The sequence below is a fragment of the Paractinoplanes polyasparticus genome (genome assembly GCF_019710575.1).
Taxonomy (GTDB): domain Bacteria; phylum Actinomycetota; class Actinomycetes; order Mycobacteriales; family Micromonosporaceae; genus Actinoplanes; species Actinoplanes polyasparticus.
Genome location: NZ_JAHWFK010000004.1, coordinates 253,227 through 277,048, shown reverse-complemented (window position 1 = coordinate 277,048; position 23,822 = coordinate 253,227). Strand labels below are relative to the sequence as shown.

General features: G+C 72.0%; 20 protein-coding genes and 1 pseudogene. 15 read left to right on the top strand and 6 right to left on the bottom strand.

Annotation, left to right across the window (positions count from 1 at the left end; genetic code table 11):
• Nucleotides 1–10 precede the first annotated feature (10 nt).
• Nucleotides 11–1,081: a ferredoxin reductase gene (locus KXC43_RS07235; protein WP_221375150.1), complete on the bottom strand. Its 1,071-nt coding sequence runs from the start codon at nucleotides 1,079–1,081 to the stop codon at nucleotides 11–13.
• A gap of 111 nt (nucleotides 1,082–1,192) precedes the next feature.
• Between KXC43_RS07235 and KXC43_RS07230 the strand changes: the two genes are divergently transcribed.
• The 11 genes and pseudogenes from KXC43_RS07230 to KXC43_RS07180 all read left to right on the top strand — a co-directional run bounded on the left by KXC43_RS07230 (nucleotide 1,193) and on the right by KXC43_RS07180 (nucleotide 13,030).
• Nucleotides 1,193–2,389: a PucR family transcriptional regulator gene (locus tag KXC43_RS07230; protein WP_221375149.1), complete on the top strand. Its 1,197-nt coding sequence runs from the start codon at nucleotides 1,193–1,195 to the stop codon at nucleotides 2,387–2,389.
• A gap of 100 nt (nucleotides 2,390–2,489) precedes the next feature.
• Nucleotides 2,490–3,391: pseudogene (locus KXC43_RS07225) on the top strand (ABC transporter ATP-binding protein).
• 70 nt (nucleotides 3,392–3,461) lie between these two features.
• Nucleotides 3,462–4,262 (top strand): ABC transporter permease, encoded by an 801-nt coding sequence (locus KXC43_RS07220; protein ID WP_221375148.1) that lies wholly within the window; start codon nucleotides 3,462–3,464, stop codon nucleotides 4,260–4,262.
• Nucleotides 4,263–4,399: 137 nt separating this feature from the next.
• Nucleotides 4,400–5,749 carry a hypothetical protein gene (locus KXC43_RS07215; RefSeq protein WP_221375224.1) on the top strand — a complete coding sequence of 450 codons (1,350 nt, stop codon included), beginning with the start codon at nucleotides 4,400–4,402 and terminating at the stop codon, nucleotides 5,747–5,749.
• Nucleotides 5,733–6,437: a response regulator transcription factor gene (locus tag KXC43_RS07210; RefSeq protein ID WP_221375147.1), complete on the top strand. Its 705-nt coding sequence runs from the start codon at nucleotides 5,733–5,735 to the stop codon at nucleotides 6,435–6,437. Before KXC43_RS07215 ends, KXC43_RS07210 begins: the two co-directional genes overlap by 17 nt.
• Complete coding sequence (locus tag KXC43_RS07205; RefSeq protein WP_221375146.1) at nucleotides 6,434–7,867, top strand: sensor histidine kinase; 1,434 nt, start codon at nucleotides 6,434–6,436, stop codon at nucleotides 7,865–7,867. Before KXC43_RS07210 ends, KXC43_RS07205 begins: the two co-directional genes overlap by 4 nt.
• Nucleotides 7,868–8,033: 166 nt before the next feature.
• The gene (locus KXC43_RS07200; protein ID WP_221375145.1) at nucleotides 8,034–8,339 is read left to right on the top strand and encodes a PadR family transcriptional regulator; all 306 of its coding nucleotides are present in this window, start codon (nucleotides 8,034–8,036) and stop codon (nucleotides 8,337–8,339) included.
• Nucleotides 8,336–9,292, top strand: a complete 957-nt coding sequence (locus KXC43_RS07195; RefSeq protein WP_221375144.1) for a hypothetical protein — start codon at nucleotides 8,336–8,338, stop codon at nucleotides 9,290–9,292. The genes KXC43_RS07200 and KXC43_RS07195 overlap by 4 nt, the downstream gene beginning before the upstream one ends.
• Before the next feature lie 60 nt (nucleotides 9,293–9,352).
• On the top strand, nucleotides 9,353–10,630 hold the full coding sequence (locus KXC43_RS07190) for a hypothetical protein (protein ID WP_221375143.1): 1,278 nt from the start codon (nucleotides 9,353–9,355) through the stop codon (nucleotides 10,628–10,630).
• Between the two features lie 392 nt (nucleotides 10,631–11,022).
• A complete protein-coding gene (locus tag KXC43_RS07185; protein ID WP_221375142.1) occupies nucleotides 11,023–12,237 on the top strand; it encodes a sensor histidine kinase in 1,215 nt (404 codons plus the stop codon).
• 58 nt (nucleotides 12,238–12,295) lie between these two features.
• Entirely contained in the window at nucleotides 12,296–13,030 is a 735-nt protein-coding gene (locus KXC43_RS07180) for an alpha/beta fold hydrolase (RefSeq protein WP_221375141.1), read from the top strand.
• A gap of 25 nt (nucleotides 13,031–13,055) precedes the next feature.
• On the opposite strand, the gene KXC43_RS07175 is transcribed toward KXC43_RS07180, so the two are convergent.
• On the bottom strand, nucleotides 13,056–13,565 hold the full coding sequence (locus KXC43_RS07175; RefSeq protein WP_221375140.1) for a winged helix-turn-helix transcriptional regulator: 510 nt from the start codon (nucleotides 13,563–13,565) through the stop codon (nucleotides 13,056–13,058).
• A gap of 96 nt (nucleotides 13,566–13,661) precedes the next feature.
• On the opposite strand from KXC43_RS07175, the gene KXC43_RS07170 reads away from it, so the two are divergent.
• Nucleotides 13,662–14,258: a dihydrofolate reductase family protein gene (locus tag KXC43_RS07170; RefSeq protein WP_221375139.1), complete on the top strand. Its 597-nt coding sequence runs from the start codon at nucleotides 13,662–13,664 to the stop codon at nucleotides 14,256–14,258.
• Nucleotides 14,259–14,261: 3 nt separating this feature from the next.
• On the top strand, nucleotides 14,262–14,996 hold the full coding sequence (locus KXC43_RS07165; RefSeq protein WP_221375138.1) for a Type 1 glutamine amidotransferase-like domain-containing protein: 735 nt from the start codon (nucleotides 14,262–14,264) through the stop codon (nucleotides 14,994–14,996).
• Between the two features lie 57 nt (nucleotides 14,997–15,053).
• Here KXC43_RS07165 and KXC43_RS07160 read toward each other — a convergent pair whose 3' ends face one another.
• From KXC43_RS07160 to KXC43_RS07145, 4 genes are all read right to left on the bottom strand, one after another.
• A complete protein-coding gene (locus tag KXC43_RS07160; protein ID WP_221375137.1) occupies nucleotides 15,054–15,377 on the bottom strand; it encodes a hypothetical protein in 324 nt (107 codons plus the stop codon).
• Nucleotides 15,378–15,487: 110 nt separating this feature from the next.
• On the bottom strand, nucleotides 15,488–17,770 hold the full coding sequence (locus KXC43_RS07155; protein WP_221375136.1) for a glycoside hydrolase family 9 protein: 2,283 nt from the start codon (nucleotides 17,768–17,770) through the stop codon (nucleotides 15,488–15,490).
• Nucleotides 17,771–17,797: 27 nt separating this feature from the next.
• Complete coding sequence (locus KXC43_RS07150; RefSeq protein WP_221375135.1) at nucleotides 17,798–20,395, bottom strand: tetratricopeptide repeat protein; 2,598 nt, start codon at nucleotides 20,393–20,395, stop codon at nucleotides 17,798–17,800.
• 262 nt (nucleotides 20,396–20,657) lie between these two features.
• Complete coding sequence (locus KXC43_RS07145; RefSeq protein WP_221375134.1) at nucleotides 20,658–21,425, bottom strand: phenylacetate--CoA ligase family protein; 768 nt, start codon at nucleotides 21,423–21,425, stop codon at nucleotides 20,658–20,660.
• A 337-nt stretch (nucleotides 21,426–21,762) separates the two neighbouring features.
• Between KXC43_RS07145 and KXC43_RS07140 the strand changes: the two genes are divergently transcribed.
• Together KXC43_RS07140 and KXC43_RS07135 are read left to right on the top strand one after the other, a co-directional pair.
• Nucleotides 21,763–22,311 carry an NfeD C-terminal domain-containing protein gene (locus tag KXC43_RS07140; protein ID WP_221375133.1) on the top strand — a complete coding sequence of 183 codons (549 nt, stop codon included), beginning with the start codon at nucleotides 21,763–21,765 and terminating at the stop codon, nucleotides 22,309–22,311.
• Entirely contained in the window at nucleotides 22,312–23,817 is a 1,506-nt protein-coding gene (locus KXC43_RS07135; RefSeq protein WP_221375132.1) for a flotillin family protein, read from the top strand.
• Nucleotides 23,818–23,822 lie beyond the last annotated feature (5 nt).

Here is a 23,822-nt window from a genome sequence, read left to right as displayed (position 1 = left end):
AGGTTCCTCTTTACGCGTCGATCGTGCAGGGGCCGGCGGCGGCCGAGATGCAGGTCTGTACGGGGATGTTGTCGCCCGGTTCGGCGACGGTGAGCCGGCCGTCGCGCAGGTCGCGCACGGCGCCCTCCCGCAGCGGGAGCACGCAGCTGAAGCAGATGCCCATCCGGCAGCCCGACGGCATGAGCACGCCGGCCGCCTCACCGGAGTCGAGCAGCGGCTCGGAGCCGTCGGTCTCGACGACCGTGCTTGAGCCGGTGAACGTGACCGTGCCGCCCCCGCCGCTGTTGATCAGCGTGGGCCGGAAACGCTCGGTGCTCAGCCGGTCGGCGGCCTCGGCGTCGGCCCAGTGCGTCTCGAGGTCGTCGAGCATGTCGTTGGGGCCGCAGGCCCAGGTCTTCCGCTCGAACAGGTCGGGCACCAGCTCGTCGAGGTCGGCCGGTTTGAGCCGGCCGTCGGCCCGGGTGTGCCGCTCGATCAGCCGGATCCGGCCCGCGGCGGCCAGGGCGCGCAGCTCGTCGCCGAAGACGACGGCCTCGCGGGTGCCCGCCGAGTGCACGACGACGACGTCGGACAGCTCGTGCAGCGCGCTGCGGAGCATGCCCATGACCGGCGTGATGCCGCTGCCCGCGGTGACGAACAGGGCCTTGGCCGGCCGCGGCTCGCACAGCAGGAATTCGCCCGCCGGCACGTCGAGGTGCACGATCATCCCGCGCCGGGCCCTGCGGACCAGGTGGGTGCTGACCACGCCGTCGGGCACCGCGTTGACGGTCACGGTGAATCGGCCGTCGCGGCGGGAGGGCGGACTGGTCACGGAGTACGAGCGCCACAACCGGACGCCGTCGACGTCCACGCCGACGCGCACGTACTGGCCGGGCCGGTGTGTACGCCAGCCGCGACCCGGGCGGAGCACCAGCGTGACGCTGTTCTCCGTCTCGGGGCGGACCGCGTCGATCTTGGCGCGGAGCACCTGGGCATTGCGCAGCGGAGCGATCACGTCGAGGTAGTCGGCGGGCACCACCGGCGTCGTGATCAGCTCGACGACACGCCAGGCGCCGGACCGAAGGTTGCGGATAACAGCCACGTAACAAGAGTCCTACGTCGCGGGGGTAGATTCCTGACCAATCGAAGTGAAAGTAACCGTATTATTTGTTCACGGGGGACAAGGCTCGGCGTTTAAACAGGAGAATTCGGTGTGACGGAGCCCCTACCCGATGTAAGAAACTTCCGACTCTCGCCCGAGGTGGTCGCGCCCCTGCAGAAAAGGCTGCAATACGTCGCATTGCAGACCATCGATGCCATCACGGCCGAGGTGCCCGCGTACGCCGACCCGTTCGCCGGCGAGCTGGGACCGAAGATCGAGCGCGCCGTCATGGCCGCGCTCGGCACCTTCCTCCAGCTGGTCTCGCGGGCGGCCGGCCCCGATCCGCAGTCTCCGCTCGGGCCGGCCCTCGAGGGCGCGTACGCGCTGGGCCGCGGCGAGGCACGCAACGGCCGCAGCCTCGACGCGCTGCTGGCGGCGTACCGGGTCGGAGCGCGCGTCTCGTGGCACGAGCTGGCCTCGATCAGCCTCAGCACCGGTCAGCCCGCCGCCACCATCGCGCACTTCGCCGAGCTGGTCTTCGCCTACATCGACCAGCTCTCGGCAGCCAGCGTGGCCGGGCACGCCGACGAGCTGGCCTCCTCCGGCCGGGCCCGCCTGCGCCACCTGGAGCAGCTGACCCAGGCACTGCTCGCGGGCGAACCCGAGCACACGATCGTGGCGGCCGCCCGGCGCGCCGACTGGTCGCCCCCGCGCACGCTGACCGCCGTGCTCGTCCCCGAACACACCGCCCGTACGGTCGTGGACCTGCTGGACCGTCGCACGCTCGAGCTGAACGAGGCCGGCCCGGGCGCACCCGATTTTGCCGTGCTGCTGGTGCCCGACGCCTCGCGGGAGGCCCTGCTCGGTCTGCTGCGCGGCCAGCCCGCTGTGGTCGGCCCGGCCCGGCCGTGGCTGCTGGTCAAGGCCTCGTACGACCGGGCCGTGCGCACCTTGCGGATGCCGGGAGTCACCGTGCGCACCGTCGTCGACACCGAGGACCACCTGGCCGCGCTGGTGCTGACCGCCGACGCGCCGGCCCTGGCCGATCTGCGGGCGCGGGTGCTGGCGCCGCTGTCGGACGCCCCCGAGGAGTCGGCCGCCAAGCTGGTCGAGACGCTACGCAGCTGGCTGCGCCACCAGGGCCGCCGCGAGGAGGTGGCAGCCGAGCTGTTCGTCCACCCGCAGACCGTCCGCTACCGGATGACCAGACTGCGCGAGCTGTACGGCGATCGCCTGCGCGACCCGGAGTGGATCTCGGCCCTGACGATCGCCCTCGCGGTGCCCGATCCCGCAGAGTTTTCTGTGTGACGCCGGGCCGGCGCGCGCCCGGGCGGGCCGGCCTCACAGGATTCGTTAAGAGGCTCTGCGGAACCGGTCAGCCGGGGCGGCCAGCATCGGCGGCATGAGCATGATTGACGTACGGGGACTGACCAAGCGGTACGGGCCGGAGACGGTGGTGGACGATCTGTCCTTCACCGTCGAGGCCGGGCAGGTGACCGGCTTCCTGGGGCCGAACGGGGCCGGCAAGTCGACCACCATGCGCATGATCATCGGTTTGGCCGCCCGGACCAGGGGTCGGTGACCATCGGCGGGCGCCGGTACCGGGACCTGCCGGTGCCGCTGGCCGAGGTGGGGGCGCTGCTCGACGCCGGGGCGGTGCACGGCGGGCGTACGGCCTACGACCACCTGCTCGCGCTGGCGGTCAGCAACGGGCTGCCGAGGCGGCGGGTGGGCGAGGTGCTGACCCGTACCGGGCTCGAAGGGGTGGCCGGCCGGCGAGCCGGTGGCTTCTCGCTCGGCATGCGCCAGCGGCTCGGCATCGCGGCCACGCTGCTCGGCGACCCCCGGGTGCTGATCTTCGATGAGCCGGTCAACGGGCTCGACCCGGAAGGCATCCGCTGGGCACGCGATCTGATGCGCTCGCTGGCCGCCGAGGGCCGCGCGGTGCTGGTCTCCAGCCACCTGATGAGCGAGATGGCGCAGACGGCCGACCACCTGATCGTCATCGGGCGCGGCCGGCTGATCGCCGACACGGCGGTGAGCGAATTGACGCGTACGAGCGGGGAAGGCACCGTGCTCGTCCGGGCCCCCGAAGCCTTCGCGCCCCAGCTCGTCGCGGCCGGGGCGGCGGTGCGGGAAGGGGTCGAATCCTCGCTCGTGGTCTCCGGGATGAGCGCGGCCGACATCGGGAAACTCGCGGCCTATCACGGGGTCGCGCTCACCGAGCTGACGCCGCAGCGGGTCTCGCTCGAGGACGCCTTCATGGAACTGACCCGCGACAGCGTCGAGTTCCAGGGGGTGGCGGCATGAGCACGACGGTTACGGCATCGCAGGTCGGCTTCGGCCGGACGCTGCCCGTTTCGTTCCCGGGGGTGGCGGCATGAGCACGACGGTTACCGCAACGCGGGTCGGCTTCGGCCGGACGCTTCATGCCGAGTGGATCAAGCTGCGCAGTCTGCGGTCGACCTGGTACACGATCGCCTGCCTGTTCGCGGTCGGGCTCGGCATCACGGCGCTGTCCTCCAACTCGGCCGGCCAGGCGTGGGAGACCGCCACCGAGGCGGACCGGCTGGCCTGGGACCCGACCGGGCGCAGCCTCACCGTGTACATCGTCGCTCAGCTGATCGTCGGGGTGCTCGGCATTCTCGTGGTCACCTCGGAGTACGCGACCGGCCTGATGGGCACGACGCTGACCGCCATGCCCCGCCGGACCAGGGTGCTGGCGGCCAAGGTGGTGCTGGCGACGGTGATCGCGGTGGTCGCCGGCGAAATCCTGATGTTCGGGTCGTTCCTCATCAGCCAGCCGTTGATGGACCGGCAGGGCGTGCCGACCGCCGAGCTGGGCGATCCCGGTGTGCTCCCGGCGGTCGTGGCCGGCGGACTCTATCTCGGCGCGATCGCGCTGCTCGCGATCGGGCTCGGCGTCATCATGCGGGCCACCGCGGGTGCGCTGGCCACTCTGGTCGGCATCGTCTTCCTGGTGCCGGCGGTGGCGGGGATCTTCCCGTCGTGGATGGAGGGCCTCTTCCAGTTCTGGCCCACGCTCGGCGGCTCGGCGGCCCTGACGACCGTCCCCGATCCCGACTTCCCGCACCCCTGGCTCAACCTGGCCGGCATGTGCGTGGGCGTGGCCGCCGTATTGGTCGCCGCCTTCGTAGCCTTCCGCCGCCGCGACGTCTGATGACGTCTCGACTGGCGATGGTGTGGCGGCGTGCGGCCGCGCCGAGCGGCCGCGCTGCGCCGAGGGCTGGGGCTGAACCGCGGGTTGGGTTCGGGTCGAGGCGTCGGTCGAGCGTGCGGAACGTGGGGGAGGGGGCGTTGGCGGGTGTCGCGGCCCTGCTGGCGATGGCCGGCAGCGCCTTTGCCGCCCTGCTCCTGCTCGATGGTGGGCAGGTGGGGCGGCTCGACCGGCTGACAGGGGCGATCGTGGCGATGGCAGCGGGCGCACCCGCTCAGCTCGCCGCTACACCGTCGGGCGGACTGCCGATCGCTGTGCACGGCCGGATCGACCTGATGCCGCTGGGCATCAGCGTGATCGGCGCGGTGGTGCTGGGGACGCTGGTGCTGCGTCGCGGTCGCGGCGGGCTGCTCGTGCGTGGCGCGTCGGCAGCGGCGGTCTTCACCGCGGGAGTCGGCGTGGTCGCTGCCGCGGCGCGGGGAAGCTTGACTCTGCCGACCGGCAGCGCGTCGGCGGCCACAGGGGCACCGGCCTGTCCCGGCGGTAGCGGATTGCCTGGTGGCCTAATGGGCCGTCTCGGCGGTGGGGGACTGTCGGGCGGCCTCGGTGGTGGCGGCCTGCCGGGCGGTCTTGGCAGTGGCGGCCTGCCGGGCGGTCTGGGCGGTGGCGGTCTGCTGGGCGGCCTTGCCGGCGGTGGGGTGCCCGGTGGCGGCGGTACCGCGCTCGATGCCGGGTTTGTGGTTGGCGTCGGCCCGGCGGTGTGGGGCGCGGCGGTCGGGGCGGTCGTTGTTGTCGGGCTTTGTTGGCTTGCCGCGCGAGTCCCGGCCGTCGGGGGCGGGCTGAAGGGCCTGCGGTGGCCGGTCGTCGGGCTCACGGTCTTGTGCCTGGTCGCCGCGTGGGTGATCGGCGGTCCTGCGGCCGTCGGCGTCGGCTTGCTGGGCCTGCCCTTTGTGGTGCTGGGCGGCCTGCCGTGGGCTGTGCACACCGATGGCATGCTCTCTTGCGTCCTGAGCAGGGGCACAGGACTGCCGGGCGGAGGCCCGCCGGCTGGGCTGATCGATGGTGACCTGGGTATCGCGACCGCTCTGTCCGCCGTTCTGATGCTGGGTTTCGGTGCCGCGGTCACGGCTGGAGCTCGACATGTTGAGTTGACTGACATGTTGATGCAGTCAACATGTCAGTCAACACGTCGCGCGATGGGTGGCAGCCCCGCTGTCGCGCCGGTAGCTCGACGCGGGGCGTGGCGACGCGCTTCGGTGCGCGCGGCCTGGGTCGCGCTGGCCGGCGGCCTGCTGCTGACTGCCCTGGCGTTGTTGTCGCGGGTATCGGCCGGGCTCACGGCACAGGCGTTCATTCTGACAGTGCCGTTGCTCGACGTGCGTCTGGCGGTCGACCCGTGGGCGGCGGCGGGCGCCGGGGTGGTCGCGGCGGCGACGGGCAGTCTGCTCGCGAGCGCGTTCGTAAGCTGGCGCCATGACGCCTCGCGATGAACGCCTGCTCGTGGTGGACGACGAGGCCACCGTACGGGAGCTGCTGTCGGCGACCCTGCGGTTCGCCGGCTTCCGGGTGGTCTCGGCCGGCACCGCGGCCGAGGCCCTCGCTGCCGCCACGGCCGAGCCGCCCGACCTGGTGCTGCTCGACGTCATGCTGCCCGACATGGATGGCTTCGAGGTGGTCCGGCGGCTGCGCGAGCAACGCACGCAAGGACGCAGCGGCCCCGTCCCGGTTCTCTTTCTGACCGCGCGGGACCGGCAGGCCGACAAGGTGACCGGGCTGTCGCTGGGCGCCGACGACTACGTGACCAAGCCGTTCGACCTCGAGGAGCTGATCGCCCGGATCCACGCGATCCTGCGCCGCACCAACGGATCCCACGCGGACGTGCTGAGCGTGGGTGCGCTCGCGCTCGACGCCGAGGGGCACCAGGTGACGCGGCACGGCCGGCCCGTCCGGGTCTCGCCGACCGAGTTCCGGCTGTTGCGCTACCTGATGGAGAACGCCGGCCGGGTCGTGACCAAGGCGCAGATCCTGGAACGGGTGTGGCACTACGACTTCGGCGGCGACGCCAGCATCGTCGACACATACATCTCGTACCTGCGGCGCAAGGTCGACGCCGAGGAGCCCAAGCTGATCCAGACCGTCCACGGCGTCGGTTACGTGCTGCGGGAGCCCCGGTCGTGAGCCTGCGCGTACGGCTGCTGCTGATCACCGCGGCCCTCCTGCTGGCCGGGCTCGGCCTGGTCGGCACGGTCGTCTCCGACCGGCTGGAGCACTACCAGCTCGACCGGCTCGACACCCAGCTGAGCTCGCTCACGTCGCTGATCTCGCGCCTGCCGACCGACGGGCCGCGTCCGGCGGGCACGGCCGCCAACGCCGGCCTGCTCGACCCCGCCCTCGACCTGATCGGCGCCCCGTACCTGGTGTATCTCGACGCGGACGGCACGGTTGCCGAGGGCGTTCTCTCGTCCCGGCTCGACCGGTCGAGCCTGCCCACGGCGGCTGAGTTGCGCACGATCCCCACCGATGGGACGGGCGTCTTCCTGCCCGCGGCCGACGACTCCGACCGCTGGCGCGCCGTCGCCGAGCAGACAGTGGGCTGGAACGGCACGGTCATCGCGGCGGCGCCGATGGCGGAGGCCGACGCCACCGTGGCCCAGCTGCGCACGACCAGCCTGGCCAGTGGGGGAGTGCTTCTCGTGGTGCTGACCGGGCTGGGCTGGTTCGCTCTGGGCCGGGGGCTGCGGCCGTTGCGCCGCATCGAGCACACCGCAGCCGCGATAGCCGCCGGTGACCTGACCCGGCGCGTGCCCGGGCTGGCCGGGCCGGGCACCGAGATCGGGCACCTGGCGGACTCGCTCAACACGATGCTGGGTCAGCTCGAACGGGCGTTCGCCGACCGGGCCGCCTCGGAGGCGCGGATGCGGACCTTCGTCTCGGACGTGAGCCATGAGCTGCGTACGCCGTTGTTCGTCATCAAGGGGTCGACCGACCTGCACCGGATGGGCGCGCTGGCCGAACGGTCCGATGTGGATGCGGCCCTGAGCCGGATCGGGCGGGAGGCGAGCCGGTTGACCGCGCTCACCGAGGACCTGCTGCTGCTGGCCCAGCTCGATGACGCACCCGAGGGTCAGCTCGACCGCGCCCCGATGGACCTGCGCACGCTGGCCACCGACGCCCGGCACGACCTGCGCGCCCTCGACCCGTCCCGCCCGGTCGAGCTGACCGGACCCGGCGGCGACGGCCCGCCCGGCCCGGCCCCGGTCGACGCCGACGAGGCCCGCCTGCGTCAGGTGGTCACGAACCTGGTCGGCAACGCTGTCGCGCACACCCCAGCCGGAACAGCGGTGCGCATCGGCGTGGGCACAGTGGACGGACGGGCCGTTCTCGAGGTGGCCGACAACGGCCCCGGCATGGCGACCGAGCAGGCGGCCCGGGTCTTCGACCGCTTCTACCGTACGGACCGGTCCCGCACCCGTGCGGGCGGCGCCAACGCCGGGCTGGGCCTCTCGATCGCCCGCTCCCTGGCCCGGGCCCACGGCGGCGACGTCGAACTGGAAACGGCCGTCGGGCACGGCTCCTGCTTCCGGCTGCTCCTGCCGGCGACGCCGTAATCACGTTGTGGCCGCCACCGCGGCGGCCCGGATCCACATCGGATCCCCGACGCGGAGGACAGGCCCGGGCGGCCGGCGTGCGGCTCCTCGAAGATTCCGCAGGTTCGAGCCAGGGGCAGCTATAGAACGGTTGACGTTATATCTCGTCAGCCGTACTGTCGTCGCCGTGCCCGAACCTACCCTCCTCATCCTGACCGCGCTGTCGGCCCAGCCGCTGCACGGTTACGGGATCTTCCAGTCCGTCCAGCTCCTCTCCGGCGGGGAGGTGAAGCTGCGGCCGGGCCTGCTGTTCGGGGCGCTCGACCGGCTCGACCAGCAAGGGCTGATCGCCGTCGACCGGGAGGACGAGGTCGACGGGCGCGTCCGCCGCTACTACCGGCTCAGCAACCGGGGTGCGGCCGTTCTCGCCGCGCAGCCCCGTCCCCGGGCCGCCGCGGCTCTGCGGCCCAGCCTCGCCGGGGGCGCCGCATGAACCGGTTGCTGATGGCTTTTCCGGCCCGGCTGCGCCGCAAGCACGGGGCCGAACTCATCGAGACGATGGTCGAGATGGCCGGTCCCGGCGGCCGCCCGACCGCCGCCGACCGGGCGCGGCTCGTGCTCGACGGGCTGCGCGAGCGGTTCCGTCCGCCGGCCCGCCGCCCGCTCGCGGTCGTGGCGGCCGTGCTGGCCCTGCTCGTCGGGGGCGCGCTCGGCGCCGCAGCCGGCTCCTGGCTCGGTACCTTCGGCTATGCCGCCCTGCCCGACGTCAAGGCGCTCGGCGAGCGCGTGCTGCCGCAGGTCGAGCATGCGTCCGGCGCGGGCAATTACATGTACGTCCAGGGGCCGCTCACCGCGGGAGCCGACGCCCGGCAGGCCGCCGAGCAGATCCGTCAGCGACTCACCGCCGACGGCTGGCGGACCGGGGCGGTGCAGGACGGCGCCGACGTGCACTTCCCGGCCCACGGTGAGGGCGTTCAGCTCGACGTCCACGTCTATCCCGAGGTGAGCCTCGTCGACCTCGCCGGCTGGCCGTCGCGTCCCGGCTCCTACGTGCCGCTGACCGTGGCCGGGCTACTGCTGGGCCTGGCCGGCGGATGGCTGGCCGGAGTGGCCCTGGCCCACCGGATGCAGGCGGCCCGCCGGCCGTGGCGCAGCGTCGCCCTCGCTTCGGCCGGGCTGCTGCTGGTCGTCCCGTCGGCGGTCGGGTTCGTGGCCTCGCTGTTGCGCTACCTGACCGTGACCGAGCCGCTCGGCACGGGCGAGCTGGTGCACCCCTACGGGTTTGCCTTCGGGCCGACGATCGACCTGCTGCGGGCCTACGACCTGGGGGAGGGGTGGTACCTCACGCCGAGCGACTTCCAGCAGTTGCCGCTCTACGGGTTCGCGCTGATCGTCGTGGCCGCGATCCTGGCCCGGCCGCGCCGCGAGTTCGAGGCGGTCGCGTGACAGCGCTGGCGCGGGATTCGTAAGCTGTCGCGCACTGTGTCGCCGCAACGGAGGTGGAGCGTGAGGTTCTCGGCTCGAGGGCTGATCCTGGCCGTCCTCATCACGCTCGCCGGGGCGTACGTGGGCGCCTTCGCCGCCGGGCGGATCGCGTTGGAGTACGCGCCGCCCCTGCCGTCCGGGGCCGAAGCGCAGGAGCTGTCGGCCGCCGCATTCCCCGGCCTGCGGGTCTTCGGCGGCGGCGAGGCCGAGGCGATCGAGCCGTTCGGCGACGGTGAGGGCGTGAAGTACGGCTCGGTGGCCTACTGGGTCAAGCACAACGAGGCCACCCGCGACGTGGCGACCTACAGCGCCGGCGTCCGCGACCGGTTGGCGGGCGCCGGCTGGCGGATCCACGACTTCACCGTGTCCGCGCCCGAGCCCATGGTCGACGGCGGAGCCGAGTACCAGGCCGGGTTCTGGGCCATCCGGCCCGGCCTGATCCTCAACTTCAGCGACTACTACTGGACGGAACGCCCTTCCTACGACTCACCGGGAGCGGCCGCCTTCGACCTGTGGCGCGCGCCGCCCTCGTGGTCGGCCGGCCTGAGCTGGGCCGGGGCGGTTGCCGGGGGTCTGGTGGCCCTGCTGCTCACCTGGTGGGTCGCTCGCACCGCCGGTCGGGCCCGGCCGTTCGCCGCCGGGGCCGCGGTTGTGGCGATCGTTTTCCTGTTGCCGAGCACGTTGCGGCCGGGGGAGGAGTTGCCCGGCGACAGCCCGTGGTGGGGCGGCTTCTACAACCTCGGCTACGGACCGGCCCTGCTGTCAGCCTGGATCGCCGGCCTGATCCTGGTGGTCACGATCGCCCAGACCCGTCCGGTCCGCGCCGCGCTCAGCTTCGGCGCCACGCAGGTACGCCGGTGGCCGAAGACCGCGGTGGCCGCCGTGGTGCTCGTCGCGCTTGCGTTCAGCCTGCCCGGCCTGCTGCGGCAGAACGGCGTCAGTGTGGGCGCCGCCGCCTGCCGCCCCACCGGTCTGCCGGCCGAAGCGCCCGCGGCCGAGACCCGTACGAGCAAGCACGTGAAGATCTTCGTCAACAACGCCGCCACGGAACAGGAGCGGGCCCTGATCGACGCGGCCATCTTCCGCAGCCGCTCGGGCAGCCTGGGCGAACTGATCTGGGAGCCCGACTCGGCCGGCTTCCGCGAAACCTACTGCGCGGGCGCCCCGATCCCGGAGGACGCCGTCGCCGCTCTGCCGTACTACTTCGACGTCGAGCTGGGTAATCCGGCCTATCTGCCCGCCCTGACCGAGGAGGTCACCGGCCTGGCCGGCGTGCTCGCCGTCCACCGCGCGCCGTGAGTGCGCCGGGATGGGCTCCTAGCAAGAAAGCGGGAGGCGCGCCGGTCAACGGCACGTTTTCAGCCGAACCGCCGCCGGTTCCGCGCCGCGGGGCCGGGCCGGGGTGAGCCTTCGGCGTCCAAGATCGAGACCTTTGGCGCTGTGTGAAATGTCCGGAATGATGCATTCTCTACATAGCTCCGGATGACGGCGTCGCACCCTTTCGGACGAAGGAAAAATGCCGGGAGACCAGGCGCGCTGTGCGAAGTGCGCCGGGGTGTCCCGGTCCGACGCCGGCATCCGGAGCCGTTCGTCCTCGCCCCAGTTCGCCTTCTCGGGTGGGGTTATCTCCACCCCGGGCTCTGCAGTCTGCCGGATGGTTCCGGCGTGGCTCGAGGTGAACCATGGGCGGCATGACGACTTCGCTGCTGGTGGGACTGCGGACGGTGGTGGCCGGCCGCGATCGTCGACCGGCCGGCCACTGGTTGCTCGCCTGGGTGTTCGGCGCGGCCGCGCTGGGCTCGGCGTTGCTGGTCCACGATCACCTCGGCGGCATCGAGCTGGTCGCGGTGCGGGTGGCGTTGGCTGCCACGGTGGCCGTCCCGATCGGGCTCCTGCCGCATCGGCCGTTGGTGGCGTGGCGCCTCGCGATGGTGGCCACCCTGCTCAACCTGCCACGCGAGGTGGCGCCCGACGGGCTGTCCTGGCCGTGGCATCCGTTGCAGGTCTTCGTGCTGCCCGCTTCGGTGCTGGTGGTCGCTCTGGTCCACCGGGCCGCCACGGTGCTGTGGGTCGCCCTGCTCACCGTGGCCACGATGGCCGGGCATCTCGCGCCGTCCCGGGCGCCGGCCGTGATCGGCTCGGTCGTCGTGCTGGCCGTGGTGGGCGACCAGGTGCGCCGCCGGATCGAGGCGCAGCGCAGCCTGGCCGCCGAGCGACAGTTGACCGCGGCCGAACAGGAACGCAGTGCCGTGCTCGAGGAACGCGCCCGCATCGCCCGTGAGATGCACGACGTGGTGGCCCACCACATGTCGATGATCGCGGTCCGGGCCGAGACGGCTCCCTACCGCCTCAGCGGCGAGCGCGAGGCCCGCGACTCCGAGTTCGTGGCGATCGCGGGCGCCTCCCGGGCCGCGCTGCACGACATGCGCCGCCTGCTCGGCGTGCTGCGCAGCGACTCGACGGCGGCCGGCTCCACCCCGTCGCCGAGCCTGGCCGATCTTCCCGACATGCTGGCCGCCGCTACTGCTTCCGGACTCGAGGTGGTGCTCGCCGCGATGCCTGCCGACGCTGTCCCGCCGCTGGTCGGGCAGGCCGCCTACCGCATCGTCCAAGAGGCCCTGTCCAACGCTACGCGCCACGCGGCCGGCGCGAGCGTGCGGATCAGCGTGACCGCCGACGATTCCACCCTGCGGCTCGGTGTCCGCAACACCGCTCCCGTACGGGCCGTCGCCCGGGTGCGGGGCGGCGGCCACGGCATCGCCGGGATGCGGGAGCGGGCGGCCGCCCTCGGTGGCACGCTCACGACCGGGCCGGTCGTGGGCGGCGGCTTCGAGGTCTACGCGGTGCTGCCACTCGACGCAGCCTCCGAGGTGGGCCGGACGGCGGCCGTCAGCCGTGCCCAGTGACATTGACGACAGAGTGGATTTCCGGGGTCGGCCGCCGAACGTCTGGTAAACAACGGGTATGGCGTTCGAGTGGTCGACGGTGGGCACTGTCGTGGTCAACGGTGTCCGTCTCGGCTACCGCGAGTGCGGCGATGCGGACGGCGTGCCCGCGGTGCTTCTGCACGGCACCGGCAGCAGCGCCGGCACCTGGGACAAGCTGGCGCCCGGGCTGGTCGCCACCGGGCATCGCGTCATCGCCATCGACCTGCGCGGCCACGCCGGCAGCGAGCGCACCACCGACTACCTGCTCGGCAGCCTGCGCGACGACGTGCTCGGCCTGCTCAACCAGTGGGAGCTGCGGGATGCCGTCCTCATCGGGCATTCCGTCGGGGCGTACGCGGCCCTGGCCGCCGCCCTGCACTCGCCGCATCTGGTCGCCCGCCTGGTCCTGGAAGATCTGGCGGCGCCGCCGCGACGCGGGCGACTGCTCCGCCTGGTGGCCGCCGCCGGTTCCGCCCTGCCCGCCCGTTCCGGCCACGCGCTGGCCGTCATGAGCGCCATCGTCCTGCAGCTGGTGCGGCCCGACCCCGAGTGGTGGGCCCGGCTGAGCAGCCTGCGGCAGCCGACGCTGGTCTTCTCCGGCGGCCCGACCAGCTGCGTCCCGCCCCGCCGGCTGGCCGAGATGACCGCCGCCATCCCCGGCGCCCGGCTGGCGACGATCCCGGTCGGCCACCGTGTGCACAGCCTGGCCCCGGAGGCGTTCCAGGCCGAGGTCATGACCTTCCTGAACGCGAGCGAGCCGGCACGGATGTAGGCCGTCGCGGTGGCGGTGCCGATCGCTACGCCGCGTGGGGGCCGGACTTGGCCAGTTCGGCGAAGTAGGCGTCCGTCAGTTGTCCCAGCACGGACGGGGTGCCGGGCGGACGGGCGATGCCCAGGTGCAGCTCGCGTAGCTCGTCCATGAAGTCGTCCCACAACGGCTGGCCGCCGCGTTCCAGCAGCTCGGCCCGGATGGACAGCTCGCGGCTGACCGGCAGGTGGCGGCGGCCCCACGCGCCGAGATGGGCCAGCACCGGGACCAGCTGGATGGCGGGCTCGGTGAGGCTGAGCAGGATGCGCTGCTTGTGCGAGGGATCCGGGGCCGAGGTGATCATGCCGAGACCGGTGAGCCGGGACAGCCGATCGGCCAGGATGTTGGAGGCGATGCCCTCTTCCGACTCGGTGAGCAAGGCCCGGAAGTGACGCCGGTTGCCGAACATCATGTCGCGGATGATGAGCAGCGACCACTTGTCGCCGAGCACCTCGAGAGACAGGTTGATCGGGCACCCAGATCGGTGTTCGACGGCCATGCGCAGACATCCTCTCCCTGAACCGCTTGCATCCTACAATCGGTTCCCCCTACGGTGCTAACCAGTTGCAGAAAGCAATCGGTTAAGGGAGCAGCCATGCCGTACATCACCGCCGACATCGCCATCTCGGCCGACGGCTTCGCCACCGGCGTCAACCAGAGGCTGGAGAGGCCCTTCGGCGACGGTCCGGTCGACGAACTGCACCGGTGGATGTTCGAGACCCCCGACGAGAACGCCGCCGAACTGGCCGCGATCACCGCGGCCGACGCCTTCATCATGGGCCGCAACATGTTCAGCCCCGGCCGCGGCGTCTGGGACCTCGAATGGCGCGGCTGGTGGGGCGAAGACCCTCCGTACCACAAACCGGTCTTCGTCCTGACCCACCACGACCGCGAAGACCTGCCCCTGCAGGGCGGCACCACATTCCACTTCGTCACCGGTGGGGTCGAGGCAGCCCTCAAGCGCGCGGTCGAGGCCAGTGACGACGGCACCGTCGCCATCGCCGGCGGCGCCACCACCATGAACCAGTTCCTGGCGGCCGGCCTGATCGACGAACTGCGCCTGCACATCGCCCCGGTGGTTGTCGGCGCCGGCGAGCGCCTCTTCGACGGCGTTTCGCCCCGGAAGCTGCGGCAGGTCTCGTCGCGCAGCGCGTCCCTGGTCACTCACATCACGTACAGAATCGAGCGCTGAGCGATGAAGGCACTGCTCACCTCGTCCGGGACTCTGAACCGGACGATCGCGGACGCGCTGATCGGCCTGCTGGGCAAGCCCATCGCCGAGTCGAACGCGCTGATCATCCCCACCGCGATCTATCCGTTCCCGGGCGGGCCGGGCCTGGCCCACCGGGCGATCAGCGACCAGGCCCCGTCCCGGCTCAGCGGTCTCGGCTGGAAGTCGCTGGGCCTGCTCGAACTGTCGGTGCTGCCCAGCATCGAGGAGGACGCCTGGGTGCCGGCCGTTCGCGCGGCGGACGCCCTGCTGTTCTGGGGCGGCGACCCGCTGTTCCTGGCCGGCTGGATGCGCCGCTCCGGCCTGACCGACCTGCTGCCGACGCTGAGTTCCGAGGCCGTGTACGTGGGGGTGAGCGCCGGAGCCATCGCGGCGGCCGCCACGTTCGTCGAGACCTACACCGAACCCCCGCGCGGAGCCGACAGCCCTCTGAAATCGGAGGCGACCGTCTTCACCACCCCGCAGGGCGACGTCGACCGGTTGCTGGTCACGGGAGAGGGCGCCGGCCTCGTCGACTTCGGCGTGATCCCGCACCTGGAACACCCGGACCACCCCGACGCCTCCCTGCCCAACGCGGAGAAGTGGGCATCCCACATCCCGGGGCGGGTGTACGCGATCGACGACGACTCAGCGGTCGTCGTTGTCGACGGCGTGGCGCGGGTGGTGTCCGAGGGCCAGTGGCGGTTGTTCGGGGCCTGACGAGCGGCCGTCGCGGGGCTGGGCCGTTGTGCCCGGAAACCCCGCGACGGCCGGCGATCAGAGTGCCTGGTCGGCGGCGCCCGGCGAGTCAGTGCCCGAGCCCGGGCCCGCCGAGCCGTCCTTCTCCGGGCAATCCCATTGCGTCGCCGACCCGGAGCCGGTGTCACTGCCCCGCGTCGCCGAGCCGGTGTCGCTGCCCGTCGTCGCCGACCCGGAGCCGGTCTCACCGCCCGGCGTGGCCGCCCCGCCGGTGCCGACTGTCACCTGAACGGCGGGTTCGGCCCGCTCCGGCCCGGCCGCCAGCGCACTCCCGCCGAGTCCCACTGCCACAGCGGCGGCGCCACCCGCGATCGCAAGCCCCACGATGGTTCTGGTTCGCATGCTGAACTCCCGACTCTGTTTGGTTGTCCCGTGAGTGCCAGACAACCAACCAGCCCCGAAAATTGACCGAAGCCGCCGGCTCCGAGTCACACAAGCCCGAACGCACCACCCTAGGTGCAGGCGGTGCCGTTGAGGGCGAAGGACGTCGGGCGGGGGTTGGCGCCGGTGTGGGCGGCGTTGAAACCGAAGCTGACCGTCGCGCCGGGGGCCAGGCCGCCGTTCCAGGACACGTTGGTTGCTGTCACCTGGGTGCCGGACTGGGTCACCGCTGCCGACCAGGACTGGCCGACGCGCTGGCCGGCCGTGTAGGGGAACGTCAGGGCCCAGCCGGTGAGGGCGGCCGGGCCGTTCGTGATGGTCACCGTCGCGGTGAAGCCGTTGCTCCAGTCGGTGGTCGTGTAGGCCACCCGGCATCCCGCCGGCTGGGTCGGGGTCGGCGTGGGGGTGGGGGTGGGCGACGGTGACGGCGAGGTGGAGGGCGTCGGTGTGGGGGACTGGGTCGCTGTGCCGGGCTCCACGCCCCACACGCGGGCGGTGCCGTCGTACAGGGGCACGGCTGGGTTGGGGCCTGCGGCGGCCTGGTAGGACGGGTCGTTGGCCGGGTTCCAGGTGCCGCCCTCGACCACGCCGATTTTGAGCTGGACCTCCATGCGGTGGGCCGACTGGCCGGCCGGGGCGATCGTGTAGCCCGTGCAGTCGACCTCGACGTACCAGACATCGCCGGAATGCTGCCGGGCCGTCGTCGGGCCCGGGCAGCCCTGGGTGTAGGGCGACGACACCGTGAGCGCCGCGTCCCCGTCGCGCGTGAAGTAGTAGCGGAACTTTCCGGCCGTCAGCGCCCGGGCCGGGAACGCCGACTTGTTGTAGACGACCGCCTTGATGCCGGTGGACCGCGTCTCGTTCTGCGTCACCGTCGTCTCGACCGACAGCTCGGGGATGTCCGGGGTCTCAGCCACCGGGAAGCCGGCGGCCGGCGTGCCTCCGTACTCGCCGTACAGCCGCGCCACCGCGGACGTGAATCCGGCGTTGTAGTCCGTGGCCACCTCGTTCATCACGTAGTCGCCCCGGCTGTCGGTATATTTGTCGTCCGGCGCCGACGGCCCGCCCACCAGCGCTCCATAAAGGACGTGCCGGGTCTCCGACGGCACCTGTTGGCTGTCCCACCACGACCCGTGGGCCGTCCGGTGGTGCGGGTTCTGCGGCGGATTGCTGCCGAACCCGATCACGTAGCTGGCGTTGCGCGGATTCGCTCCCAGGGCGTAGTCGATCTGCTTGACCGCGAAGTCGTGATATCGCTGCTTCCGGGCCGCGTCGGTGAGCGCATCGCTGTGAACCAGCGCCACGAACGCCGTGTTGGCCGCGTAGCGCAGCGCCCCCCACGTGTCCACGACGACCATTCCGCCCGGCGACGTGCGCACCTTCTCGCCGTTGACACCCACCGTGAACCAGTCGAGCCACCGGTTCGCGTCGTCCAGGTACTTCTGCTTGCCGGTCAGCCGGGCCAGCAGCACGTAGTTGCCGTACTGCTTGTTGTCCCACGAGATCGTCCACTTGTACATCTTGGTGTTCGTCTGGTTCTCGTTGCCCTGCGCGTCATAGCCCGCCTCGGCCTTGGCCAGATACGACGCGTCGCCCGTCGCCCGGTGCAGCCAGATCGCGCCCCACACCAGCTCGTCGGCATAGCCGCTCCACGACCGGTAGAAGGCCGTCGCGTCGGTGATGCACTCGTGATAGCTCTTCCGCACGGTGTCGGCGAACGTGTAGAGCTGCTTGGCATGGGCCAGAAGCGTTTCCGCGTACGCGGGATCGGTCGGCCGGAAGACCAGTGAACTCGCCGCCATCGCGGCTGCCGTCTCCGCTGCCAGTTCGGTCCCGCCGCACGAGGCGTCGATCTTGTACGCCGGACGCGCCATCGGCATGACCTCGGCCGGCCCCCACCACTTGTGGTCGTCGTCGCCCTTGCCCACCTGTCCGTAGAGCACGTTGGCCGACGGATGCGCCTTGATGAAGTAGTCGTTGGGCACCCGCAGGTTGTTCAGCAGGTGCGTCAGCTGCCCCGAATCCGCGTACGCGGCCCGGTTCTCGACCGCGCCCCAGGCCAGCATCGTCGTCGTGAACGCCATCGGCAGCCCGAACTTGACGTGGTCGCCGGCGTCGAACCAGCCGCCGGTCAGATCGAGCCCGACGTCCGAGCCGTCGCGCAGCGCCGAGTCGCCCCGCCACGAGACCCGGTTCCAGGCCGGCTTCCTGCCCGCCACCTGTGCTTCGTAGAAGAACAGCGACTTCTGGAGCGCTTCCCCATAGCTGTAGGCGGGCGCGGCGGCCGCACCGGCGGGCGCCGCGAGCCAGACGAGACCGAGGACGAGGACGGCCAACACGGCGCGCAGTTTCATGGGCACCTCCGGTATTGACCGACATCGTTACATGGGAGCGCTCCCAGCGTCCAGCTCGGCTATCAGCTTCCGTACCAGGGCGGCCTCCGCGGGGTCGAACTCGGCGTACAGGGCCAAGGCCTGCTCGTAGTGAGCCCGCGCCGGCGCGGGGGCACCCAGTGCCTGATGCGCTCGGCCCAGCCCGGCCGAGGCCTCCGCCTGCTGACTCCGTACCCCCAATTTGTCGGCCAGTTCGCGGGCCGCGGTGAAATGCATCAGAGCGTCCGCCGGCCGGGAAGCGGCGAGCATGGCCGCCCCGAGCCCGTTGCGCACGTGAGTCTCACCGTCCTGGTCGCCGATCTCCTGCACGATGACCAGCGCCTGATCGTGATAGTCGACGGCCCGCTCGGGCTGATCCATCCGCGTGTGCAGCAGACCGAGACTGTCCAGGACGGTCGCCTCGCCGGCCCGGCTGCCGAGCTGCCGGAAGATCGCGAGCGCCTCGCGCAGGTGTTCGCCGGCCGACTCGTGATGGCCCGACGTCAGCTCGACCGAGCCCAGCGTGTTCAGCACGAACGCCGTCCCGTGCTCGTTGCCGCTCTGGCGGGCCAGCGTCAGCGCGGCCCGGCAGTAGTCGATGGCTTCGACGAACCGGCTCGTGCGCTCCATGGCGGTGCCGAGAACGTTCAGACTCTGCGCCTCGCCCGACTGGTCGCCGGCCTGCCGGAAGAAGGCCAGCGCCCGTTCCCAGTGGTCGATCGCGGTCTCGTACTCGCCCGAGCGGTCGGCCAGCATGCCCAGGTTGTGCAGGGCCACGGCCTGCCCGACCGGGTCGTCGACCTGGCGGAACAGGTCGTTGGCGTCGCGCATCAGGCCGGCGCCGCGCCCGGTCTCGCCCATCCGCAGGTGGACGACGGCCATGCCGATCATCGCGTGCCCCTGCCCGGCCAGGTCACCGCTGTCGCGGCTGGCGTCGAGGGCGTGGCCGTGCACGGTCAGCGCGTCGTTGTTGTCGCTGCCCTGCAGATAGCGGTAGAGGATCCGGGCCAGCCGGGTGGTGTGCCCGGGCCAGCCGTTCCCGGCCGTGTGGGCGGCCACGGCGACCAGGGTCGGGCGCTCGGTGTCGAGCCAGGCGGCGGCTTGGCCGGGGTCCGAGAGGTCGGGGCTGGGGGTGTCCACGGGCTCGACGGACGGCCGGCGGCGCGCCTCGGCCGGGTGCAGCGTGTTCATGGCCGCCGCAGCCGCCCCGAGGTAGTAGTCGAAGAGCCGGGTCAGGGCTTCCCGCCGTACGGGCGGAGGGTCTTGATCCTGGGACCGGGTGGCCGCATAGGCACGGACGAGGTCGTGGAACGTGTAACGGCCCGGACCGGCCGGCTGCAGCAGGTGGTCCTGACCGAGCCGGTCGAGCAGAGCCTGCGTGGCAGTCTGCTCGGCGCCGGCCAGCGCAGCCGCGGCGTACACGTCGAAATCCTGCCCGGGGTGCAGCGCGGCCAGCCGGAAGAGCCGCTGCTGGTCGTGGGGCAGGCCCTGGTACGACAGGTCGAGGGCCAGCTCGACGCCCGAGTCGAGCCGCCGGTCGCGGTGCCGCTCGTCGAGCCGGTCGGCGTGGTCGGTCAGCGTCCAGCCCGGGGTGCCGAGGATGTGCCCGGCGATCAGGCTCAGCGCCAGCGGCAGGTGCCCCGCGCGCCGGGCGATCCGTCCCGCCGCGTCCGGATCGGTGCCGGTGGGCAGGCCGGCCAGCATGCTCGTCAGGAACGCCAGCGCCTCGCCCGGGGTGAAGGCGTCGACCGCGAGCTGGGTGGCCGGCTTCAGGTCGGCGAGGTTGCGGCGGCTCGTGACCAGGGCGAGACAGCCCGCCACGGCCGGCAGCAGCGGGCGTACCTGATCGGCCGTGGCCGCGTTGTCGAGCAACACCAGCGTCCGGGTGCCGGCGAGACGGTCGCGGTAGGCGGCGGCGCGGGCATCGAGACCGTGCGGGATCTGCTGGCCCGGCACGCCGAGCAGGCGCAGGAAGCCGTCCAGCACGGCGCCCGGATCGGCCGGCGGCTGCGCACTGTCCGGATGGAAGCCGCGCAGGTTGACGAACAGCACCCGGTCGGCCGCCTTCTCGCGCACCAGCCGGTGGCCGGCGTGCACGGCCAACTGGGTCTTGCCGACGCCGGCCATGCCCTCGATCGCCGAGATCACCACCGCGTCCCCGGCCCGCATGGCCGAGCGCAACTCGTCGAGCTCGCCGGTCCGGCCGGTGAACGAGTCGAGATCCGGCGGCAGCGAGTCCTGCACCCGCACCTGGGCCACCGGCTCGGCCTCGCCGCCGACCACGCGCAGCGCCTGAGCCCACTGGTTCACGTAGCCGACGTCGGGGTGCAGCGCCTCGACCACGGCGATGACCAGATCGGTGTTGAACCGGCGGCGCCCCGGCGTGAAGATGTTGGCCACGGTCGAGCGCCGGGCCAGCTCGCTCGCCGGCCGCCCCGCCGCGGTCCAGGCGGCATTCACCCGATCCTTGATCATTTCGTACGAGGGATCGCCCGCCCACACCTTGAGCAGGCGCAACCGCTCCACGAGGTCGCCCGACGAGCCGGCCTGGGCCGGATCGGGCAACTCGGCGAAGGCCCCCGCGGGCGCCTGTTCCTGCGACGGCATCGCTCACTCCCCAGTCAGCGCTCGACGATCGAAGATCCTCGACGCTAGGCCACCGCCGATCGCCGTCCAAATTCGTCCAGACTTCGGACGCGCCGCCGCCGGAGGCCGCAGACTCGTCCGCAGAGCTTGCTCAACGACGAGCGACACTGGCCACGGGGGTCGGGGAACTCAGTGTCCCCGGCAGGCCAGTCACAGACGATCGGCCCCGGCGGCCTCCCAAGCACAGGCCGGGGCCGATCGATCCGTTTCCCGCCCGTCCGCCTCAGTCGGTGCCGCCGCGCGTGTAGCGGTGCTTGACGCCGCGCGGGAAGAACTCGGGGTCGTCGGCGGGACGCAGCTCGATCAGCGGCAGCTGACAGTCGGCGGGCACGTAGTGCGCGAACTCGCTGTTGAGGCGCAGCAGCTCGGTCCGGATCGATTCGGCCGCCGAGCGCCGGCGCTCCTCGGTGGGTTCGGCGCCGGCAGCCAGCTCGGCCACGACCTGCAGCCGGCGGTCCTGGTCGGCGTCCTCGATCGTACGCAGGACGAACCGCCCCGTCGTCCAGCCGCTGACCGCCGGGCGTTCCAACCCGACCGTGACGTTCTCGGGATAGACGTTGGCGCCGAAGAACGAGATCGTGAACAGCGACCGCCCGAAGACGTGGACGAAGGGCAGCCGTGGCCCGTCGCCGGGTTCGAAGCCGTGCTCGCGGCAGAGGCCGACGAGCTTCTCGTACGGCAGGAGGCCACCCTCGTCGGCGATGTGATAGCGAACGAGCGGCACGGTGCCGTCGGCGCTGAAGACCAGCGTTCCGTCCGGCGCCGTCTCGAACACCCGGGTCGCCGGGTCGTACTGCACGAGCGTGGGCAGCCGGGCGTCGCCGAACAGGGGCGTGGCGACGTCGGGCCGGTCGGCCAGGAAGCGGCGGATCCGGACGCTGAACACCTCGCCCGCCAGCACCAGCTTCACGTCGTACGAGCGCCAGTCGACCCCGCGCCGGCGGCCGGCGTCGATGGCGTTCTTGACGAACGGCGGATAGCCCAGCAGCACGGTCTGCTCGAACGAGCCGCCCCAGCCGGCCGGCCCGGCACCGCTCGGTCAGCGGATAGCGCTGGTGATAGTTGGCCTTGGTCATCAGCGGTATCTCGGACGGGTCCCGCACGCCGTGCGGCTTCACGCCCTCGTCGTGCAGGAAGCGGGCGTACGCCGGCACCCACGCGACCGCGTCCTGGAACAGCCTGAGCACCGACAGCGGAGGTTTACCGGTCATCCGTCCAGTATCGGTCGCCCAGCACCGTTGTGGCCCGGTCGGCGACGACGTCGTCACCTCTTCACTGGCGTCGATGCACTACCCTGACCTCGGCGTTCGGGCGGGGGAGGCGGGGCGATGGCGACGGCGACCGTGGTCTTTCTGGTGATCGGCGCCGTCGGTGTGGCCGTGCTCGCGCTCGCTCTGCTCGGTGGCGAGCTGATGAGCTTCCTGCACTTCGGTGACGGGCCGGTCTCGCTCGAGGTCGTCGCCGGATTCCTCGGTGCTTTCGGCTTCGCCGGGGCCATCGCGGCCGAACTGCTGGGCGTCGGCACGTCCGGGGCGATCGCCGCGGCCTCCGCCATCGGGCTGGTCGCCGCGGTGCCCACGGCCTGGTTCGCCCTGCGGCTGTCGCGGGCCGCGCGCACCATGCACACCGATGCCACCCCGCGCCGCCAGGATCTGGTCGGCAGCATCGGCGTTATCGTCACTTCCGTACCGGCCGGAACAGGTTACGGCGAAGTGCGCATCATGCTCGGCGGGCAGCCGATCAAGCTGTACGCGCGGTCGGACCATGCCATCGCGTCCGGCGCGCACGTCTTCGTGGTCGAGGCGCCGTCCGACACCAGTGTCGTCGTTGAGGAAACGCTCCGGGTCGACGAGACCCCTCACCCTGGAAAGGTATAGATGTCCCCTCTGCTCATCGCTGTCGGCGGTGCCGTTCTTCTTGTCATCCTGATCATCCTGTTCGTGCTGTCCCGCATCAAGGTGGCCGGTCCGAACGAGGCCTTCATCATCACCGGCCGCAAGGGCCGCACGACCCAGTCGGCCGACGGCACCAGCAGCACCGACATGTCCGGCCAGAAGGTCGTCATGGGCGCGTCGGTGTTCGTCCTGCCGGTTGTTCAGAAGCTGCAGTCGCTCGACCTGTCCAGCCGCCGCATCGACGTCAGCATCCGGGGCGCGGTGTCGAAGCAGGGCATCCGGGCCGAGCTGCACGGCGTGGCGATCGTCAAGGTCGGCGGCAACGAGGGCGCGATCCGGGCCGCGGCCCAGCGTTTCCTGCACCAGCAGGCCGAGATCGAGGAGTTCACCCGCGAGGTGCTGGCGGGCGCGCTGCGCTCGATCGTCGGCCGGCTCACGATCGAGGAGATAATCCGCGACCGGGCCGCGTTCGCCAGCGCGGTGGCCGAGGAGGCCGAGCACTCGATGACCAACCAGGGTCTGGTGCTCGACGCGTTCCAGCTGCAGGACATCGTGGCCGAGGGCTCGTACCTGCAGGACCTGGGTCGTCCCGAGGCGGCCCGCGTGCTCAAGGACGCGGCCATCGCTGAGGCCCGGGCCCGGCAGCAGGCCGAGCAGGAGCGCCTGCTGGCCGAGGAGGCCATCGCCGAGGCGCAGCGCAACCTGTCGCTCAAGCAGGCCGGCATCCAGGCCGAGATCGACGCGGCCAAGGCGCGGTCGGCCGCGGCCGGCCCGCTGGCCCAGGCCGAGCGCGACCAGGCCATCCTGGCCGAGCAGCAGAAGGTCGCCGAGCAGAACGCCGAGCTCAAGCAGCGTCAGCTCGACACCGAGGTGCGCAAGCCGGCCGACGCCCAGCGCTACAAGGTCGAGCAGGAGGCGGAGGCGTCCCGCGCCGCCGCGGTGCTCGGCGCCGACGCGCAGCGGCAGGCCACCATCGCGGCCGCGCAGGCGCAGGCCGAGCAGTCCCGCCTGACCGGTGAGGGCGAGCGGGCCCGCCGGGCCGCGCTGGCCGAGGCCAACGCGATCGAGGGCGCCAAGGAGGGCGAGGCCGAGCAGCGCCGTCGTACCGCGATCGCCGAGGCGATCGAGCGCGAGGGCGCGGCCGAGGCCGCGGCCATCCTGGCCAAGGGTGGCGCCGAGGCCGAGGCGATGGCCCGCAAGGCCGAGGCGTTCGCCGCCTACGGCGAGGCCGCCGTGCTCGACCTGCTGGTCCGCGTGCTGCCCCAGGTCGTCGAGGCCGCCGCGGCCCCGATGGGCTCGATCGACAAGATGACCGTCATCTCCACCGACGGCGCCTCGTCGCTGACCAAGTCGGTCGCCAACAACGTGGCCCAGGGCCTGCAGCTGGGCACCGACCTGACCGGCATCGACCTTTCCGCCCTGCTCAGCAAGCTGGGCGCGGCCAAGGCCGTGAACGGCACGACGCCCGAGATCGAAAAGGAACACTGACCCGC

What these genes read in the sequence shown, in the direction of transcription:
- KXC43_RS07220 (WP_221375148.1), top strand. Translation starts at nt 3,462, where the DNA reads ATGAGCACGACGGTTACCGCAACGCGGGTCGGCTTCGGCCGGACGCTT.
- KXC43_RS07210 (WP_221375147.1), top strand. Translation starts at nt 5,733, where the DNA reads ATGACGCCTCGCGATGAACGCCTGCTCGTGGTGGACGACGAGGCCACC.
- KXC43_RS07195 (WP_221375144.1), top strand. Translation starts at nt 8,336, where the DNA reads ATGAACCGGTTGCTGATGGCTTTTCCGGCCCGGCTGCGCCGCAAGCAC.
- KXC43_RS07185 (WP_221375142.1), top strand. Translation starts at nt 11,023, where the DNA reads ATGACGACTTCGCTGCTGGTGGGACTGCGGACGGTGGTGGCCGGCCGC.
- KXC43_RS07180 (WP_221375141.1), top strand. Translation starts at nt 12,296, where the DNA reads ATGGCGTTCGAGTGGTCGACGGTGGGCACTGTCGTGGTCAACGGTGTC.
- KXC43_RS07175 (WP_221375140.1), bottom strand. Translation starts at nt 13,565, where the DNA reads ATGGCCGTCGAACACCGATCTGGGTGCCCGATCAACCTGTCTCTCGAG.
- KXC43_RS07170 (WP_221375139.1), top strand. Translation starts at nt 13,662, where the DNA reads ATGCCGTACATCACCGCCGACATCGCCATCTCGGCCGACGGCTTCGCC.
- KXC43_RS07165 (WP_221375138.1), top strand. Translation starts at nt 14,262, where the DNA reads ATGAAGGCACTGCTCACCTCGTCCGGGACTCTGAACCGGACGATCGCG.
- KXC43_RS07160 (WP_221375137.1), bottom strand. Translation starts at nt 15,377, where the DNA reads ATGCGAACCAGAACCATCGTGGGGCTTGCGATCGCGGGTGGCGCCGCC.
- KXC43_RS07155 (WP_221375136.1), bottom strand. Translation starts at nt 17,770, where the DNA reads ATGAAACTGCGCGCCGTGTTGGCCGTCCTCGTCCTCGGTCTCGTCTGG.
- KXC43_RS07150 (WP_221375135.1), bottom strand. Translation starts at nt 20,395, where the DNA reads ATGCCGTCGCAGGAACAGGCGCCCGCGGGGGCCTTCGCCGAGTTGCCC.
- KXC43_RS07140 (WP_221375133.1), top strand. Translation starts at nt 21,763, where the DNA reads ATGGCGACGGCGACCGTGGTCTTTCTGGTGATCGGCGCCGTCGGTGTG.
- KXC43_RS07135 (WP_221375132.1), top strand. Translation starts at nt 22,312, where the DNA reads ATGTCCCCTCTGCTCATCGCTGTCGGCGGTGCCGTTCTTCTTGTCATC.